The following is a 17,369-nucleotide window of genomic DNA, read 5'->3' as shown; positions in this document are numbered from 1 at the left end:
ACCATCATTTATTGAGTATTATCGTTATAAAAATAAAAGTAATGATAACGCTCAACAATGACATAAGGTCATATCATGTCAGCATCCATACAAGCGCCGTTTTCTCAAACCACCACTACGCCCACTCAAGGGTGTTTTATTAGTTTTGAGGGTACAGAAGGCGTTGGTAAAACCACGGCGATTGAGCAACTATGTGCGCGTCTGCAAGCGCGCGGCATTGATTATGTGCGCACCCGCGAGCCGGGTGGTAGTCCGTTTTCTGAACGTTTGCGCGAGATATTGTTAGACCCGAATACCGCTATCAATGATGATACAGAGTTGCTACTCATGTTTGCTGCGCGCTGTGATCATATGCAGCAAGTCATTTTGCCAGCGCTGCAACGTGGTACATGGGTAATATGTGACCGCTTTACCGACTCGACGGTTGCTTATCAAGGCTTTGGACGTGCAGATGGCGATGCGATTGTCCGTGCTAAAATTGACATGCTTATCGAGCAGTTTGTGGTGCAGTTACCCGAGCTTACACTGTGGCTAGATCTACCAGTATTAGAAGGCATGGCACGTGCTAATAAACGCAGTGCCGCTGACCGCTTTGAACAGCAAGCGACGGAATTTTTTACCAGAGTACATCAAGGTTTTAGCGTCCTTGCTAGCGAGCAGCCTGAACGTATCCAGCGTATTGATGCCTCAGGCAGCGCTAATGAGGTCAGCGCACGAATATGGCAGACGATCGAAGAGAAGTTGGATATTTAATAGACATTTTCATAAAGAAATAAGCTTGCTCCAATAAAAAGCCCCAACTAACTAGTTGGGGCTTTGTTCATTGATAGGCATTTAATAAACACTATTTAAGCGTTGTTTATTCAGGTCTTATCTATATGACTAGTATCTCAATCATTTTTACCTACATTTTTACTTAATACAGCTTCAGCAGTATTACTCTTGGCTGCTTTATCTTGGCCTGAGTCCGGTAAACGGTTGGGGTCTAGAGAGCCGTTTTTATTTTTAGGCGCACTGCCATTACCGTTACCAATGTTTTTATTATTGCTGGCTGTTTTCGGTATTACTGGCGTATTGGGATTCGCTGGCAATACTTCGGGATTGACCTGACTAGTACCAGCAGATTCAGCGGTTGCTATTTTTTCGTTAGCTCCTTCATCATTTAATGCTGTTGGCATGGTTGAAGATGGATTAGACGCTAAGCTAGCATCAGCTGACACATTATTAGGTAGATTTTGTTCAGCGTCTTTGTCGTTATCTATCAAAGATGCTTCCTCTACATCACTATCATCGTCCGCCAGCTCTATTTCTTGGCGTTTTTCAGGCGCTTTAGAGTCGGACTCAAAGCTTGCGTCAGCTGCAGCGCGCGCTTGCTCTTGTTGCGGCGTCACATCGACCGGTTTTGGCTGTACGTCATCATCGACGACCAATGAAACAAGCTTGCGATCACGCGGCACCGTACCATCGAATTTGTCAGTAATTACATGTAGCTTGCCTTCTTTATCGACCGTATAAAGCGGCACAAATTGCTTATTATCGGCTTTATATTGCTCAAAGCTATAGCTGTCGGTGATATTGGTGATTTTAATACGGGCTTTCTTGGACAGCATACTGGCAAGCTTGGTATAGGTTACATCTTTGCCAAATAGCCACTGCGAATGGAAGTTTCCTTGCTTATCATCGCGCTCACTTTTGATTTTTTCATCGCTAAACTTTAATCGGTACAGTTTGCGCTCACCGAACTCATGACGATAGTGAATCTCGGATAAAGTATTCAGCTCTTTATCCATACTCATGGCAAATAAACGTCCGATACCGATGAGATCCAAATGATGGTCAGCGTGGTCAGAGACGGGATTGCCAAAGTAAGTACGCAAGCCACTCATGCGTGCGCTAGCGATGTTGGTATAGTTATTATGAGCAACGATGACATCAAAGCCCTGATCCTTTAGCGAGGTAGCGACCAACAAGGCGACAGGGTTTGAGCCAACAACCAAGATACCGTTGGTTTCAGGCTCACGGACACCCAAAAAGTTCCCTACCATTTTTGCGCCCAAACCCTGAATCATCACCGTACCAATAATGACCAAAAATACCAAAGGCACCAGTAGCTCAACCCCTTGAATATCATACTCTTGTAAACGAATGGCAAAGAGTGATGAGATGGCAGCAGCAACGATACCACGCGGACCAATCCAGCTGATCATCAGCTTTTCCTTTGTCTTTAGGTTAGAGCCGATAGACGACACCCAAACCGATAGGGGGCGGGCGACAAACATTACAATCGCTAGTAGCACGAGACCTGCAAAGCCGACACTCAATAAGCTTTCCAGCTCAACACGCGCTGCAAGAATAATGAATAAGACCGACACCAATAAGATGGTGAGCGATTCATTGAACTCTAAAATCGTATCACGTGGGAATTTTGGCCAATTAGCCAGCGCAACCCCAAGTACAGTCACCGTCAATAAACCGGATTCATGTTCCAGATGGTTGGAGATTGAAAACAACACCAGTACAAAAGCAAGGGTAAAAACATTGCGTAAAAATTCAGGAATCATATGGCGACGCATCAAAAACGCTAATGCCCACGCGCCAGCTAGCCCCATTGCTACTGCCAATACCACAATCTTAGCAAACAGCAAAATACTACTGGCTTCACCACCTGAGATAATATATTCATAAACCAATACCACCGCAATCGCGCCGATAGGGTCGATAATGATACCTTCCCATTTTAAGATATTGGAGATGGTTTTATTGGGTCGTACACTGCGCAGTAACGGCATGATGACCGTTGGACCAGTCACGCAGACCAATGCCCCAAACAATAAGGCAATAATCGGGTCGATATCAAAGAGCAAGTACGTCGACAGCGACACGATAGCGATAGTGATTAGCACACCGACGGAAACCAGCATCTGTACTACAGAGCCGTGTTGTTTAATCTCTTCAAACTCTAAGGTCAGCGATCCTTCAAATAAGATAATCGCTACGCCTAGTGAGATAAAGGGAAACATCAGTTCGCCGAGTACTAAGTCAGGATCGAAAACCCCTAATACTGGACCAACTATAATACCAATCAGTAATAAAAACAAAATGGACGGTTGCTTTAAATACCAAGCCAACCATTGGGCGGCAATGCCAATCCCAACCACGCCGGATAACAATAGGGCGGTATCCATAAATTAATCCTTTTATAATAATATAGTCATGCTGTAGAGCGATTCGAGGCTATAGCATTTAGCATAGACAGTTTTTTAGTTCATGATTCATTCACATCATTATCAAAAATCGCTATCGACAGTTACCGCAAGAGTCACAGCATGAGTCATGTATACTATATAGTAGCAAACACAGAATAATAGCAAAGATGAATACGCTTCTAGGTAAAGTCGTGGAGCTTTAGAATATAAGATCTAATAGCCAGAAGCGCAAAAGAGAGAAGATACGGTAAAATAATAGCCAATTTAAACAATGAAGCATTAATAAGTTTCAGCGCTAACTTTTGTTTGTTTTAAATGTTTTTTACTGGTTATCATACCATGATTTTATTTTATATAACTGAGTGCTCACTGTCACCCAAAGCGTTACAAGACTCTTAAAAAGACAGACAGCATAAGTCATTTTGGTTATGAACTAGCGACTGAATGCTGCAACGATGTTGTTCACTAGCTATGGTTGATCAGTGATTCTAATAGCTAGCATGATAGCTCGATGAAGTCCTTAAGTGACGTCGCAAGTAATAATCGTATTCAGATGATTCTGAGTTTGCAGTGTGTGGTTTAGCGTATAGTGCAATTAGCATATTCAAGTTAACTTACCGTATTGAGATAGATGACAAACTAAGCTGCAGTCAGCAAAAATACTCTATAAACTAAGATGAAAGTACTATTTATTAATCATGAATTAAAATGCCAAGCCGTGCTATAAGTTAATAGCATAGCCACTCACAAAAATTATAAAAATCACTTGGATGAGGGATAAGATGCTAATCGACATATCTAAATCGAAAATCACCATAGCTACCATGCAGCGCTTGCTTCAACGCAGCACCTTGGCAATCGCTGTCGCTACTACCATGGTTGTTGGTATTAATCTCAACACTATGCCAAGTGCGCAAGCAGCTGTCACCACAGCGGATTTTTCAGGATTGGTACAGCAAGTCACGCCAGCGGTGGCACGCGTCAATGTGACCAAAACTGTGAGTGAGGCTGAGCTTGCAAAAGCCCAAACGGCTGAGCTGTTACGGAAATTCTTTGGTGATCGCCTACGTATCCCTGATCAAGCTGCGACACCAGCGATTGAGCATGCGTATGGCACGGGGTTTTTTGTGACCGATGATGGTTATATGCTGACCAATCACCATGTAGTGGCGGGCGCAGACAAAATTACAGTGACTCTCAATGACAGAACTGAGCTGGATGCGACCTTAGTTGGCAGCGATGAGCGCTCGGATGTGGCAGTATTAAAGGTCACAGGCAAAAAATTCCCAGCGCTACCGATTGGTGATTCTAATAGCCTAAAAGTCGGTGAACCAGTACTGGCCATTGGCTCGCCATTTGGTTTCGATTATTCAGCATCAGCAGGTATTGTCAGCGCCAAATCACGTAACTTTTCGCGTGAAACCAGTGTGCCATTTATTCAAACCGATGTGGCATTGAATCCTGGTAACTCAGGCGGACCTTTATTTAACCAGCGCGGTGAAGTGATTGGCATTAACTCACGTATTTTTAGTGGCACCGGTGGTTATATGGGATTGTCGTTCTCCATCCCGATTGATGCGGCAATGGATGTTTATGAGCAGCTCAAAACCAATGGCAAGGTTGAGCGTGCTTATTTAGGTATTTATCCGCAAGATATCGATCGCAATCTCGCCGAAGCCTATAACCTAGCGCGTCCGCAAGGGGCGTTACTGACACGCGTGTCGCCTGATTCACCTGCCCAAAAAGCAGGACTAAAATCAGGGGATATTATTTTACGCTACAATGATGTCCAAATTATGGAAGCCTCTGATTTATTGAACCTGATTAATCGCGCGCGTCCCAATGATGGCTTTCGCATGCAAATCCAGCGTAATGGTAAGCAATCGCTTGTCACTGGCAAGCTGAGTGATGCCTCAAATGACATGCAATCACAAAGCCGTGGTCAGCAAAATAACGAGATAAGTCTGGGCTTAGCCTTACGTAATTTGACCCCAGAGGAACAAGCAGAGCTGGCTTCTGATAATAAAACTGGTGTCTTGGTCACAGCGATTGAACCAACTGGATTGGCAGCACGCTCAGGTATATTAGCAGGCGATATCATTACCAACCTACATCAAAAACCGATTAAAACCGTTAATGATGTTTCGAGTGCGGTGTCGGTATTGCCTAAAAAGGGAGTGGTGACGATCGAAGTTATGCGTCAAGGTATCCCCGGTATTATTGGATTACGGATAGAGTAGTTAAAGATATTGCTATTACTTGTGGCACAAAAGGACATAAGCGTTTGTTTGCTTGTATCGGCTAGCCAACGATGTGTTGACGATTGGTTAAAAGGCTTAAAAAGGTTTTATCGACCCTTGGCAATTACGCTAAACTGACGGTTTGGTTTAAAAGCTAGAGGTTATCCATTTTACTGTATATTAATGGCAAATGAGATTGAAGCAGCTGGGCAATTATTTTCAGAATGGCTTGCTTTGGCATTAATTGATTGATAGCGGTCAATCCAAAATATGCTACACTAGCAGGCGTTTTTATAGCGAGATAATCATCCTATTAATGTCAGATAAAATGGCGTCAAGGACGGTATAAGACATACGAACATTCAGTATTAACCTCGAGCAAGATCTTACCAATGATGTTTATGAGCATGCATATTATTTATAGTATCCATGCAGCTATTTGACAATGAATACTTCAAAATATGCATTGGTACTTGCAAACGACCTATCATGTGATAGCTTTAATCAAAGCTAGGATACGAGAGTAAGGCACAGTTATGAGCACAGCATACGACGATATTAAAACCCGACTACAAGGCTCAATGGTAGCTTTGATAACGCCCATGCTTCGTGACGGCACGGTCGATTATAAACGTCTGGCAGACCTCATAGATTGGCAGATTGAACAAGGCACACATTGCCTTGTCGCTGTTGGTACGACTGGCGAATCTGCAACCTTGTCAATGCAAGAGCATAGCGATGTCATTCGCTATTTTGTACAGCATGTTAAAGGTCGTGTGCCGGTGATTGCAGGTACTGGTGCGAACAATACGGTGGAAGCCATTAAGCTAACCCAAGATGCCGCAGATGCCGGTGCAGATTGTGCATTATTGGTCGCCCCTTATTATAATAAGCCGCCACAAGAAGGCTTATATCAACATTACAAAGCCATTGCTGAAGCTGTTAATATCCCGCAAATGCTGTATAACGTCCCTGGACGCACCGTCGTTGATATCGCGCAAGAAACAGTCGAGCGTTTAGCGGATATCGATAATATCGTTTCTATCAAAGACGCGACAGGTTCTGTTGCTCGCGGTGAACAATTAATAAAAGCAGTTGGCGATCGTCTTGTTGTCTTGTCTGGTGATGATGGTAGTGCCCTTGAGTTGATGAAATTTGGTGGTAAAGGGAATATCTCTGTGACTGCCAACGTCGCACCAAAAGCGATGAGTGAAACTTTTACAGCAGCCTTGCGCGGTGATTTCGATACCGCAAATCAAGTACATGATATCGTTAAACATTTACATCGTGACTTGTTTATCGAATCAAGCCCTATTCCAGCCAAGTATGCTTTGCACAAAATGGGTATGATAGATCAAGGTATTCGCCTGCCGCTAGTATGGCTAGCCGAGCAACATCACGCGACGATTGATAGTGCTTTGGTTCGTGCAAACTTATTATAAAATGATGCGTGTAAATGCTAACTCAGAGAGATAATATGATGAAAGTATCATCAATGACTGCAAAAATATTCCCTGCTGTAATGACGGTCCTGTTGGGTAGTACGTTAATATTAAGCGGCTGCCAAGCGACAAAAGAATTTATTGGTAAGCGTGACAATGGTAGCCTAGAGTATCAGCAAAGTAAAAAGTTGGCGCCGCTACAGCTGCCAGCTGCTCAAGAGACTGCACCCTTTGTACCGCTTTACCCAACCCCTAATGCAGGCGCCAATACGCTCACATTACAGAACGAGTCTGGTAAACAGTACCAGCTACCAAAACCGCAACGCGCTGTTGCGAGTCGTACTGAATAAAGTCTTTTTTAACCTTATCTATGCCGTTGATGCTTTTATCAATACCAATGTATCTCATTGGTTTTATAAGTTATCAGCGGTCGCTGCGCGTTTTTACCACATAAGCTTGAACGAACAGGAAACCTCCTAATGCAAAAGCAAGAACTGCTCTATAAAGGCAAAGCCAAATCTGTTTATGAAACAGAAGACAACGACCTGCTGATTTTACATTTCCGTGATGACACCTCAGCGCTTGATGGTAAGCGTATCGAACAGCTTGCACGCAAAGGCGTGGTTAATAATCGCTTTAACGCGTTTATTATGCAAAAGCTTGCTGACGCTAGTATCGAGACGCATTTTGAAAAGCAATTGTCTGACGATGAAGTGTTGGTCAAGCGTTTGGATATGATTCCGGTTGAATGCGTTGTGCGTAACTTTGCTGCGGGCAGTTTGGTACGTCGTTTAGGGTTGGAAGAAGGTCAGGCTTTGACGCCACCGACTTACGAGCTATTCTATAAAGATGATGCGCTTGGCGATCCGATGGTTAATGAGTCAATCTCAATTTCTCTTGGCTGGGCAAATGACGCACAGCTTGTTAAAATGAAAGAGCTGAGTCATCAAGTAAATGAAGTTTTGACAGCGCTGTTTGATGCTGGTGATTTGATACTAGTAGATTTCAAACTAGAGTTTGGTGTATTTCATGACCGTATCGTCTTAGGTGATGAGTTCTCACCAGATGGCTGCCGCATTTGGGATAAAGCCACTAAGAAGAAGCTCGATAAAGACCGCTTCCGTCAGTCATTAGGTGATGTCATCGAAGCTTATGAAGAAGTGGCAAGCCGTATCGGTGTACCACTGAGCTAAATGTAGAAAAATTAAAACCGTCAAGACATAAAAAAACTGAGCCATGGCTCAGTTTTTTTTGCACTTAAATTTATTAGCTGTCTTTACGAGCGTCTTTGATTTTCTTAGCAGCAAACTCCATGGCATCTGCCGCTTTATCTGCTAATGTACCGACCACTTCTTTTGCCTTTGTAGTAGCAGTATCAGCTAAAGAAGAGTCTTTATCGCCCTTACTTTTAGCATTTTTATCTGAAGACTTACTATCTTTACTATCGTCTTTATCTGATGCTTTGTTGTCTTTGTTGTCTTTGTTGTCTTTGTTGTCTTTGTTGTCTTTGTTGTCTTTGTTGTCTTTGTTGTCTTTGTTGTCTTTGTTGTCTGAGCTATTATTTGAATTCTTACTGTCAGAACCTTTATCAGTATTCTGATCTTTAGTGTCATTGGTAGTGTTGTTGTCTTTTACATCATTTTTTTTGTCTTCTGCTTTATCACTACCATTTTGCTGCTTATTGCCTTGGCTATTAGAGTTGCTCATTGTTATATCCTTTTAATTTAATTATGTTTTTTAGTGTGGTATATCTGGGATCAAGATTACTATTATATTGAGTTAACTGTCTGTATAACATCAGTTGCAATAAGTAATGGTGGTCGCTATCAGACAGCCTTTGATGGCTTTTTATGTTAAATTTATGCTGCTGTGATAATAGAGTGTAAATACAAACCCTTATAAAAAGGTTATGACTGATGTTAGCGTCTCAAGTTGTATCGAGTGTTTTGGAGCCATCTTGGTTCGCCCGTCCCACTTGCGTGGTAGCTGCCGACTTAATTGGCAAGGTGTTGTGTCGAGAGCTGACAGACAGCGATGGTCAACAAAAAATCTTGCGTATGCGTATCTCAGAGACAGAAGCCTATATTGGCGAGGGGGATGCTGCGTGTCATGCGCATGCAGGCACACGTACGCTGCGTACAGAGATTATGTACCATATAGGCGGTGTTTTTTATGTATACCTGACTTATGGTATTCATCATATGCTCAATTTGGTCAGCGGACCAACAGAATCGCCAGAAGCTGTTTTAATACGTGCTGGATTTTTAATAGAGGGTAGCGCTCGCTTAATGAATGAGCAATTATTAGACGTTAATAAACAACTTAATCATATCAAACAGTTGGCAGGTCCTGGCAAGCTGACCAAGGGCTTACAGATAGATAGAACGTTATACGGTAAGCCAATCACGCCCGCTTCAAAAGTTTGGGTGGAGGATGATGGTTGTCAGCCACTAGTATCATTACGCCCCCGTATTGGCATTGATTATGCTGGCGACGCAAAAGAGTGGTTGCTGCGTTATATATGGACTGATCACCCTTCTTTGTCAAAAAAGTAGAAAATTTTTTATAGTTTTAACTTAATTTTCAAGTATTTGATGAGGCGATTAATTTAATAAGGTTGCTATTTAATGAGGCTAAGACATGTATAAACTCACCGTTTTTGTACCAGACTCAGTATCAGAGCAGGTAAAGTCGGCGCTATTTGCAGCAGGTGCTGGCAAAATTGGCGATTATGAGCAGTGTTGTTGGCAAGTGCAGGGGATAGGGCAATTCATGCCACTCGTAGGTAGCACGCCACATATTGGTACACAGGACAGTTTAGAGAAAGTCAATGAATGGCGGGTAGAGATGGTGGTTGCTAAGGTTAATATTGGTGATGTCATTATCGCATTAAAGCAGGCGCACCCTTATGAAACACCTGCTTATGATGTGATTGAAGTCTTAGATTTTTGATCGCAGTTTTCAATGCTTCTTAAAACAGACTATTAGTCTTCTTTTATTTTTAAGACATTATAGCCGGGATAGCTAAGCTCGATTTTATAATCTTCACCACCGCGGTATGCTTTTACTTTTATTTTGTTGTCGCCTTTTTTGTATTTAACATCTTCAACACGGTAACCCATGCTACGGACTTTATTTGCTGCTCTTTGCTCGATAGCAGGACGGTAAATATCTTTATCAACGTTATTGATGGTTTCCTTATGTTTCTTATAGACGCTACTGTCTTTATAAATATCTTCATAAAGGTCGCCATAAGGGTTATATCCAGGTGTCGTAACACAACCTGTGGTTATCGTTAATAGCACTGCTGCCATACTGCCCGCTGCTGTGGTTTTTAGTAAAGAATTAATGTTCATAAGATGATCTCAGTGATGATATGAAAATTGCGTATGAAACGACGATAAATAGATAGTATACGATAAATAAGAAAAAGCGATAAAAAATGGTCAAATAAACCAAGGGCTGGCTTATTTGACCGCGGACATCAAATACTAAATGATGCCAAAATTTGATAAATAATAGAACGAATAAATGTTATTCGGATGCTATGGCTTTAACATTAATCTTTTTTAATCTTGATTACATTCAAGTTTGGATAGCCAAGTGTAATCTCATACTCTTGTGAGCCACGTTTGGCTTCAATCTCAAACACGCCACGATTGTTCTTTTGTTCAAACTCGATATCTTTGACTCGATAACCCATACCCTCAACTTTATTGATAGCACGGCGTTTAATCGCTGGATAACGTGATTCGTTTTTGATGCTATCTTCATTTTTATAATGTTTATCTTTGTATTTGCCATTATCTTTATAGTCGTTTTTATCATCCCAGACATTAGACCAAGGTTTTTTGGTCGAGCTGATCAGCCTGAGATCTGGTGAGCTGTATTTTAGTTCATACGCTTGATTATTTTTCTTAGCAAGAACCGTCAGCACACGGTTACCGCGATAGCTCTCTGTTCTGATGTCCATCACGTTATAACCTTTACGGCGTAAATCCTGACGCAGCTGCTGAATGGCACGGCTATTTTCAGCGTGGTTATAACCGCTATTGTCATTGTATATCGGATAATTGTCATAACCTGGACCAGCGACAGCGCAGCCAGCAGTAATACCAATGAGTGAAAATGCAAGTGAGGCAGAAAGGACAGTTTTAAACGAGAAAGGTTTTAACGTTTTCATGATGAAATCTCCTAAGATATAAGTTGACTTAAAAAGTGCTTATATACAGTTGCAAAATTTTGTCAATATATAATGCAGAATAACGCTAACAATCATGAATAATACGCAAGATATGCTTATAAGCTATGGATGTTTGTTCTTAATTACCGTTATTCTTGAAATATTTTCTTACATACACATAGTAAGACTTAAAGCTCATTAATACGTGTCGTTGGTGTTAAGAAGTTGTAAATTTTGCAAATAATTGCGTAAGCATTCGATACTTTGGGTGACTAAGGTGTTGCTTAGAACAGCAAATATCGCTAATACTTAGGTGGTTTGTATTAATTTTTTCTAACTTAAAAATAGTTATTTATATTAAAATATATTAATATCATATAGTTAAGTTTATTGATATTCTGAATTTAAGCTCACGTAAGCATATGCTTACACGCAATGACGTTTACGCGACTTAACAGTAGCTCAATAATTTGACACTATACACACACGGCATAAGGGAATGTGACTCAAGGATTGAGTTGACCGTATTAAGGATAATATTTCAACGGCTAGCATCAGGATGATAATAGCAATTGGATTAAGGACACATAACCCGTGTTGCAGGCAGATAATGCCACTAGTAGTAAAAAGGGCAGGATGCCCAACTGTCACAATATGCTCAATATCTTGCAAGGATGCAGCGATTAGAGCCGTGGTGGGTAACAAGGATAGTTAACAATAAAACCGCATAACAATTAATTGCTATGCGGTTTTATCGTGTCTGAGGTTTGAGCTTTGTCCCTGATAAGTATTTGCTGATACATTGAACATAAAAAAACCGCATTAGTTTCTAATGCGGTTTTCGTTTAAATAATCTGCCTATAAAAATTTTATCTTAACTCTTGTTACAAGCATCACTATTTACTAGTATTTATTTTCAGTACGCCATGCATCTACTTCACGCTCAGCATCATCTTTACTATGACCATAACGCTCTTGTACTTTACCAACGAGCTTATCACGGCTACCTTCAACATGTAATAAATCGTCATCAGTAAGGTCAGCCCATTTCTGCTTTGCTGAGCCTTTCACTTGGTTCCACTCGCCTTTTAGAGTATGTTCATTCATTGCTATTTTCCTTGTTTTAGTTATTGCGTCTTTTACAGTAGCTGTTATTTAAAAGTTAAATCAACAGGTTGCATCACGCTTTAGTATCCAAATTATTATTTATGATTCTTATTGCTGGTACAGTATGGCTGTTAGATAGCTTATTTCTTATATAGCGCATTTTAAAACACTTAACTACGTTACAAATAGCCAATGGCTAACTTGTGCTACTAATATATGAATTTCAAAATGCTTTGTCTGTATGGACAATGTTGATACTGTTGCTCAATTATAAAAAAAATCATGACTATGTTATGAGCAGTCTAGTTATGTAATCATTAGGATGTTTTGTCAGTGAGGTACGTAACTAAGGTGCATAACTACAGTGCACACATTTGACTATGAGTTACAGCATTAGCGAGATATAGTAGAGAATAGACTGTCAGTAATCACAGTCTTAAAAAGGAATTCAGTATCGATTTATTGAGAATGATAATATAAAACAGGGAGCGCGACCGTGGCGACTGAACAAACCAAATCCAAAGAGCAGACGCATTTTAGAACCTGTACTCTGTGTGAGGCAATGTGTGGTATCGAGATAAAGCACGATGGAAAAAAGGTTTTATCGATTAAAGGGGATAAGAGCGATCCATTTTCTAAAGGGTATATTTGCCCAAAAGCGACTGCCTTGCAAGATTTGCATGAGGATCCTGACCGCCTGCGTCATCCTGTTGAAAGAACGGCTAAAGGCTGGAAAGAAATTAGCTGGACTGAAGCGTTAGATAAAGTCGCAGCTGGTATTGGTGCAGTGCAAAAACAACATGGCAAAAATGCTTTTGGTGTTTATTTGGGCAATCCCAACGTACACAATCTGGGTGGCATGCTAACGATTAAGCATCTGCTAAACAGCCTCAAAACGCGCAGTCGCTTCTCTGCCACTTCGGTCGATCAATTACCACACCATATCGTTAGCATGCATTTATTTGGGCATATGCTGCGTATTCCTGTGCCTGATGTCAACCGTACTAATTATATGCTTATCATAGGTGGCAATCCGCTAGCGTCTAACGGCAGTATCATGACGGCACCAAACATGCGCCAAAAACTAAAAGACATTAAAGCACGTGGTGGCAAAGTCGTCGTCATCGATCCAAGACGTACTGAAACCGCTGATATCGCAAGCGAGCATCACTTTATTCGTCCAGCGACTGACGTGTTGCTATTATTAGCGATGCTCAATGAGATTTATTTGCAAGGCTATGCTGATAAAGCAAGTATCAATAATAGAGCAGCAGCACTCGCGCCAGAAATAGAGCGACTGGCAGATTTTGCCAAAGACTATAGTGCAAAGTCAGTTGCCGCTATTACGGGCATAGCTGCGGTTGACATCAAGCAACTGGTCACAGAATTTTGTGAAGCAAAAAGCTCGGTTTGCTATGGTCGGATGGGTATATCAGTGCAGGAATTTGGTTTATTAAGCCAGTATTTGTCTATGGTTATTAATATCGTGACAGGGCGCTTAGATGAGGTGGGTGGTTTGATGTTCCCGAATGCTGCAGTCGATGTGGTGAATAATTCTGGTCCGGGGTATTTGGGTAAGCGTCATAGTCGTGTCAGCAAGCTACCTGACTTTAATGGTGAATATCCCGTGGTTGCCATGAGTGATGAGATATTGATCGAAGGTGAGGGGCAATTAAAAGGCTTTATGACTGTGGCAGGTAATCCTGTCTTGAGTACACCCAATGGCGAAAAATTAGATCAAGCCTTTGAACAGTTAGATTTTATGGTCGCCATTGATTATTTTGTCAATGAAACCAGTCGCCATGCTAATATTATTTTGCCACCAGTCTCACCCTTAGAGCGCGAGCACTACGACGTTACCTTTAATAATTTTGCCGTACACAACGTCGCTAAATATTCAAAAGCGTTGTTTCGTAAAAATAAGCACGCCAAGCATGACTGGCAAATCTATCTGGAGCTAGCAAAACGCTTGGATAAAAAAGCGTCTTTAGCAACCAAAGTCGAACAGTTGTTAATAGAGAGATTAGGACCGAAATTCATACTCGATCAAGGATTGCGGCGTGGACCTTATGCTGGCATGACACTGAACAAGCTCAAGAAAAATGCTCATGGTCTTGATTTAGGACCGCTTAAAACCATGTTGCCGCAAGCTTTACGGCACAAAGATAAGCAGATTCATCTGAATGTCGATTTTTACCAAGCAGATCTTGCCCGCGTGCAAGCGATGATGCAAGATTATGATGACAGCGAGATTTTATTGATAGGTCGTCGCCATGTCCGTAGTAATAATTCGTGGCTGCATAACAGCTATCGCTTGGTAAAAGGTAAGCCGCGCTGTACGCTCATGCTGCATCCAGATACTGCTGCGCAATATGGTATTGAGGATGGTCAAGACGTGAAAGTCACCTCGCGCGTCGGTAGCGTGATTGTTGCAGCAGAAATCACTGATGAGTTGATGGCGGGGGTAGTGAGTATTCCGCATGGCTTTGGTCACGGCCGTAAAGGCGTTAAACAAAAAATCGCTCAAGCGCATGCAGGCGTCAGTGTGAATGATCTGACAGATGATACGTTGATTGATGAGTTAAGCGGTAATGCCGCTGTAAATGGCGTCCCTGTGCAATTAGAAGCTATACACGCAGAAACTATATTCTCAGAAGCTGCTGAGTCAAATAGTTCGAACTCTTCGTCACATTCAAAAGCCGAGTCGGGTAGTGCTGCATAAATACAATCAGTCCTATAGTTAAGATTGGACTCGAAAGCGCTTATTTATAATGATAAGCGCTTTTTATTTACCTTATTAATTTGTCTTAGACTAAATCTAGATACCGATAAAATCAAAATCAACCTCAGGTATCTCACCCTGTATCAATAAGCTAATTACTTTAGCCGAACCACATGCATGCGTCCAGCCAAGCGTGCCATGACCAGTATTGAGCCATAAATTATCAAAAGTAGCGTCAATATTTCGACTACCATGTCGGACTTTACCCATATGCGCGCGCCCTATTAACGGGACATTTGAGGGCGTCATTGGTCGTAACCCTGTCCAATATTGTACAGAGTTGGCAATTATGCCTTTGGGAAACAATTGCTGCACGCGGCGAGTGATGGCCTCACAGCGTATGGTATTCAAATCTAAGTTGTAGCCATTAAATTCTGCTGTCCCCGCCACTCTCAATTTATCACCGAGACGCGATGTGACCAGCTTAAATTCATCATCAATGAGACTGACAAAGGGTGCTAAATGGGGTGCTCGTGGGTTGATTTGATAAGTGGCCGAGTAGCCTTTGGCAGGGAAAATAGGCAGATGCATACGAAGAGGTTTCATTAAAGCGACGCTATGGCTACCAAGCGCCAGTACATGGCTATCTGCACTAAAGGTTTGCGCATTTTCGCCATTAGGTCGAATGGTAATGCTATGTACGTGCGGACGCGCAGAGTCAGCATCCATATTAATCGCTAAGATCTCAGTGTCGTATAAAAACTTAACGCCAGCCTCAGCGCAGCGTTCAGCTAAACGCTGAGTAAATAGATGGGCATTGCCTGACTCATCATGGCTGGTATACGTCGCGCCTTTGAGCTTATGCGCAATGGGATAAAGTGCTGGCTCGAGACTAACGGCATTATTGATGTCAATCACATAACGCTCGCAGCCGAGCGCCTGCATACGCTCTGTAGGCGCTATTGCAGCATCAAACTCCGCTTGATTGGTATAAAAATGCATAATACCGCGCGTTTGCTGCTCGTAATTAATCCCAATATCCGTGCGTAATTGTTGTAAAGCGTCGCGTGAGTACAATCCCAAACGTACCATTTGTACTAAATTTGCATCCGCACGATCTGCACGGCACTCTTGCAAAAACTGCATCGCCCATTTAAGTTGCGCCTTATCCGCACGCAATCGATAAAGCAGCGGTGCATCCTCGCGAAATAACCATTTGAGTGCTTTTATCGGTGCAGTAGGATTTGCCCAAGGGGTTGCATGAGAGACTGATATTTGTCCGCCATTGGCAAATGAGGTTTGCATACCAGCGGCTGACTCACGCTCAATCACGGTCACATCATAGCCTGCTTGGCGTAGATACCATGCGGTGGTCACGCCCACCACGCCTGCTCCGAGTACCGCAATATGGGTCATAGATTACTCTGCTGCGATTGGTGAAATTAGATGAGAGCGTTGTTATCTGGTATTACTTGGGGCGAGCGACATCCGCTTGTAACGCCAATGGTAAATCCAATATGGTCAGACTACTTTCAGCCAACTGTTCTGGACGAGCCACGACCAATGCTTCAAAGCCTTCACTAGTAGTAATCGCATTGACGACTTGTACTTTATCCAGTTTTTCACCAGCGGCAGGGGTTGTACCTGACCCTTTTACACTTGTTCCTTTTACATAGTGCAAAAACGCTTTCGGCGCTGATTTAAAGTAAATACGGGCGATGACTTCTTGACCCAAATAACAGCCTTTGTCGTAGTCCATGCCGCCGCGCTGATGCAGACGCAACTCTTGTGGTTGGAATTCGCCTTGCGTCGCCGCTACTATCCAATAGTTACCAGTTGCGATACTAGACTGCATCCAAGCTTGGATATCCTTAGATGTATTATGGTCGTCCTGATGGCTAAAAGTCGGCACTTCGTCAATAACACAAGGATAAATAGAGGTCGGGGCACTAGTATCAAACTTTGAAAAGGCACCGAATTTTTTTAAATGTCCTTGGAAAGCCTCAGCGCAATCTGCACTGATGACCACATCAAAATGCTTTTCAGCTTGTTTTTTAATCCAAATACCGAATTCTATGCGACCTTTTAAATTCCCAATGGCTGCGGCTTGATAGCTGAGTCCGAGCTTAGTGACATCACAAGTTAATTGTCCTTGTAAAAATTTTTCGGCATCCTCACCTTGGATAGATAATTGGGAAAACTGTGGTAACGTCGCCGCATTGATAGATTGAGTCATTGTTATTATCCTTCTAAAAAGAGGTTTTTTATAAAGCACTAAATGTTAAGAATAAGTATCAAAAAATGATAGCTCAGATTTTTATGCCAAGATAAACAATTATAAAATCAGATGAGGCTAAGAAGAGTACCACAAAAAACACCCTCATAAAAAACGTCATCGTTAAGATAGCTATCAAGCGTTAGATTGGGCACAGCCAGCGGTTTTCAAGCGTACAAATTGGTTAAAGAGCG

Annotated in this window: 15 protein-coding genes; 8 read left to right on the top strand and 7 right to left on the bottom strand. The window is 42.1% G+C overall.

All coding sequences use genetic code 11. The features are described from left to right. The first annotated feature begins 75 nt into the window (after positions 1-75). Complete coding sequence (gene tmk, locus FQ083_RS04495; protein ID WP_149408993.1) at positions 76-753, top strand: dTMP kinase; 678 nt, start codon at positions 76-78, stop codon at positions 751-753. Positions 754-890: 137 nt separating this feature from the next. Here the strand turns inward: tmk and FQ083_RS04490 are convergent, their stop codons facing one another. Further along, positions 891-3,185: a cation:proton antiporter gene (locus FQ083_RS04490; protein WP_149408992.1), complete on the bottom strand. Its 2,295-nt coding sequence runs from the start codon at positions 3,183-3,185 to the stop codon at positions 891-893. Positions 3,186-3,988: 803 nt separating this feature from the next. Between FQ083_RS04490 and FQ083_RS04485 the strand changes: the two genes are divergently transcribed. The 4 genes from FQ083_RS04485 to purC all read left to right on the top strand — a co-directional run bounded on the left by FQ083_RS04485 (position 3,989) and on the right by purC (position 8,081). Further along, positions 3,989-5,446, top strand: a complete 1,458-nt coding sequence (locus tag FQ083_RS04485) for a Do family serine endopeptidase (RefSeq protein ID WP_149408991.1) — start codon at positions 3,989-3,991, stop codon at positions 5,444-5,446. 536 nt (positions 5,447-5,982) lie between these two features. Continuing rightward, a complete protein-coding gene (dapA, locus tag FQ083_RS04480; RefSeq protein WP_133103913.1) occupies positions 5,983-6,888 on the top strand; it encodes a 4-hydroxy-tetrahydrodipicolinate synthase in 906 nt (301 codons plus the stop codon). Between the two features lie 14 nt (positions 6,889-6,902). Continuing rightward, positions 6,903-7,238, top strand: coding sequence for a hypothetical protein (locus FQ083_RS04475; RefSeq protein ID WP_149408990.1), 336 nt, complete (start codon positions 6,903-6,905; stop codon positions 7,236-7,238). Between the two features lie 129 nt (positions 7,239-7,367). After that, positions 7,368-8,081 carry a phosphoribosylaminoimidazolesuccinocarboxamide synthase gene (purC, locus tag FQ083_RS04470; RefSeq protein WP_149408989.1) on the top strand — a complete coding sequence of 238 codons (714 nt, stop codon included), beginning with the start codon at positions 7,368-7,370 and terminating at the stop codon, positions 8,079-8,081. Between the two features lie 73 nt (positions 8,082-8,154). Here purC and FQ083_RS12630 read toward each other — a convergent pair whose 3' ends face one another. After that, on the bottom strand, positions 8,155-8,595 hold the full coding sequence (locus FQ083_RS12630) for a hypothetical protein (RefSeq protein WP_188004064.1): 441 nt from the start codon (positions 8,593-8,595) through the stop codon (positions 8,155-8,157). Positions 8,596-8,804: 209 nt separating this feature from the next. Here FQ083_RS12630 and FQ083_RS04460 point away from each other — a divergent pair, with 209 nt between their 5' ends. Further along, the gene (locus FQ083_RS04460) at positions 8,805-9,443 is read left to right on the top strand and encodes a DNA-3-methyladenine glycosylase (protein WP_149408987.1); all 639 of its coding nucleotides are present in this window, start codon (positions 8,805-8,807) and stop codon (positions 9,441-9,443) included. A gap of 85 nt (positions 9,444-9,528) precedes the next feature. Beyond that, positions 9,529-9,840 carry an NGG1p interacting factor NIF3 gene (locus FQ083_RS04455; RefSeq protein ID WP_149408986.1) on the top strand — a complete coding sequence of 104 codons (312 nt, stop codon included), beginning with the start codon at positions 9,529-9,531 and terminating at the stop codon, positions 9,838-9,840. Positions 9,841-9,872: 32 nt separating this feature from the next. Here FQ083_RS04455 and FQ083_RS04450 read toward each other — a convergent pair whose 3' ends face one another. The 3 genes from FQ083_RS04450 to FQ083_RS04440 all read right to left on the bottom strand — a co-directional run bounded on the left by FQ083_RS04450 (position 9,873) and on the right by FQ083_RS04440 (position 12,178). Next, positions 9,873-10,244 (bottom strand): hypothetical protein, encoded by a 372-nt coding sequence (locus tag FQ083_RS04450; protein WP_149408985.1) that lies wholly within the window; start codon positions 10,242-10,244, stop codon positions 9,873-9,875. Between the two features lie 203 nt (positions 10,245-10,447). Next, a complete protein-coding gene (locus FQ083_RS04445; RefSeq protein WP_149408984.1) occupies positions 10,448-11,071 on the bottom strand; it encodes a hypothetical protein in 624 nt (207 codons plus the stop codon). Between the two features lie 903 nt (positions 11,072-11,974). Then, positions 11,975-12,178, bottom strand: a complete 204-nt coding sequence (locus FQ083_RS04440; protein ID WP_011512540.1) for a CsbD family protein — start codon at positions 12,176-12,178, stop codon at positions 11,975-11,977. Between the two features lie 496 nt (positions 12,179-12,674). Here FQ083_RS04440 and FQ083_RS04435 point away from each other — a divergent pair, with 496 nt between their 5' ends. Beyond that, complete coding sequence (locus FQ083_RS04435) at positions 12,675-14,900, top strand: molybdopterin oxidoreductase family protein (protein WP_149408983.1); 2,226 nt, start codon at positions 12,675-12,677, stop codon at positions 14,898-14,900. Positions 14,901-14,996: 96 nt separating this feature from the next. Here FQ083_RS04435 and FQ083_RS04430 read toward each other — a convergent pair whose 3' ends face one another. Both FQ083_RS04430 and FQ083_RS04425 read right to left on the bottom strand, forming a co-directional pair. Next, positions 14,997-16,316 carry a D-amino acid dehydrogenase gene (locus FQ083_RS04430; RefSeq protein ID WP_149408982.1) on the bottom strand — a complete coding sequence of 440 codons (1,320 nt, stop codon included), beginning with the start codon at positions 16,314-16,316 and terminating at the stop codon, positions 14,997-14,999. Between the two features lie 52 nt (positions 16,317-16,368). Further along, positions 16,369-17,136 (bottom strand): YgfZ/GcvT domain-containing protein, encoded by a 768-nt coding sequence (locus tag FQ083_RS04425; protein ID WP_149408981.1) that lies wholly within the window; start codon positions 17,134-17,136, stop codon positions 16,369-16,371. Positions 17,137-17,369 lie beyond the last annotated feature (233 nt).

The sequence above is a fragment of the Psychrobacter sp. ANT_H59 genome (assembly GCF_008369225.1).
Lineage (GTDB): Bacteria > Pseudomonadota > Gammaproteobacteria > Pseudomonadales > Moraxellaceae > Psychrobacter > Psychrobacter cryohalolentis.
Note: the sequence above shows the minus strand (reverse complement) of the source record. Positions and strands in the feature narration are given on the sequence as shown.

What these genes read in the sequence shown, in the direction of transcription:
- FQ083_RS04460 (WP_149408987.1), top strand. Translation starts at nt 8,805, where the DNA reads ATGTTAGCGTCTCAAGTTGTATCGAGTGTTTTGGAGCCATCTTGGTTC.
- FQ083_RS04440 (WP_011512540.1), bottom strand. Translation starts at nt 12,178, where the DNA reads ATGAATGAACATACTCTAAAAGGCGAGTGGAACCAAGTGAAAGGCTCA.
- FQ083_RS04430 (WP_149408982.1), bottom strand. Translation starts at nt 16,316, where the DNA reads ATGACCCATATTGCGGTACTCGGAGCAGGCGTGGTGGGCGTGACCACC.
- FQ083_RS04455 (WP_149408986.1), top strand. Translation starts at nt 9,529, where the DNA reads ATGTATAAACTCACCGTTTTTGTACCAGACTCAGTATCAGAGCAGGTA.
- FQ083_RS04490 (WP_149408992.1), bottom strand. Translation starts at nt 3,185, where the DNA reads ATGGATACCGCCCTATTGTTATCCGGCGTGGTTGGGATTGGCATTGCC.
- FQ083_RS04450 (WP_149408985.1), bottom strand. Translation starts at nt 10,244, where the DNA reads ATGAACATTAATTCTTTACTAAAAACCACAGCAGCGGGCAGTATGGCA.
- FQ083_RS12630 (WP_188004064.1), bottom strand. Translation starts at nt 8,595, where the DNA reads ATGAGCAACTCTAATAGCCAAGGCAATAAGCAGCAAAATGGTAGTGAT.
- FQ083_RS04475 (WP_149408990.1), top strand. Translation starts at nt 6,903, where the DNA reads ATGCTAACTCAGAGAGATAATATGATGAAAGTATCATCAATGACTGCA.
- FQ083_RS04445 (WP_149408984.1), bottom strand. Translation starts at nt 11,071, where the DNA reads ATGAAAACGTTAAAACCTTTCTCGTTTAAAACTGTCCTTTCTGCCTCA.
- FQ083_RS04425 (WP_149408981.1), bottom strand. Translation starts at nt 17,136, where the DNA reads ATGACTCAATCTATCAATGCGGCGACGTTACCACAGTTTTCCCAATTA.
- dapA (WP_133103913.1), top strand. Translation starts at nt 5,983, where the DNA reads ATGAGCACAGCATACGACGATATTAAAACCCGACTACAAGGCTCAATG.
- purC (WP_149408989.1), top strand. Translation starts at nt 7,368, where the DNA reads ATGCAAAAGCAAGAACTGCTCTATAAAGGCAAAGCCAAATCTGTTTAT.
- FQ083_RS04485 (WP_149408991.1), top strand. Translation starts at nt 3,989, where the DNA reads ATGCTAATCGACATATCTAAATCGAAAATCACCATAGCTACCATGCAG.
- tmk (WP_149408993.1), top strand. Translation starts at nt 76, where the DNA reads ATGTCAGCATCCATACAAGCGCCGTTTTCTCAAACCACCACTACGCCC.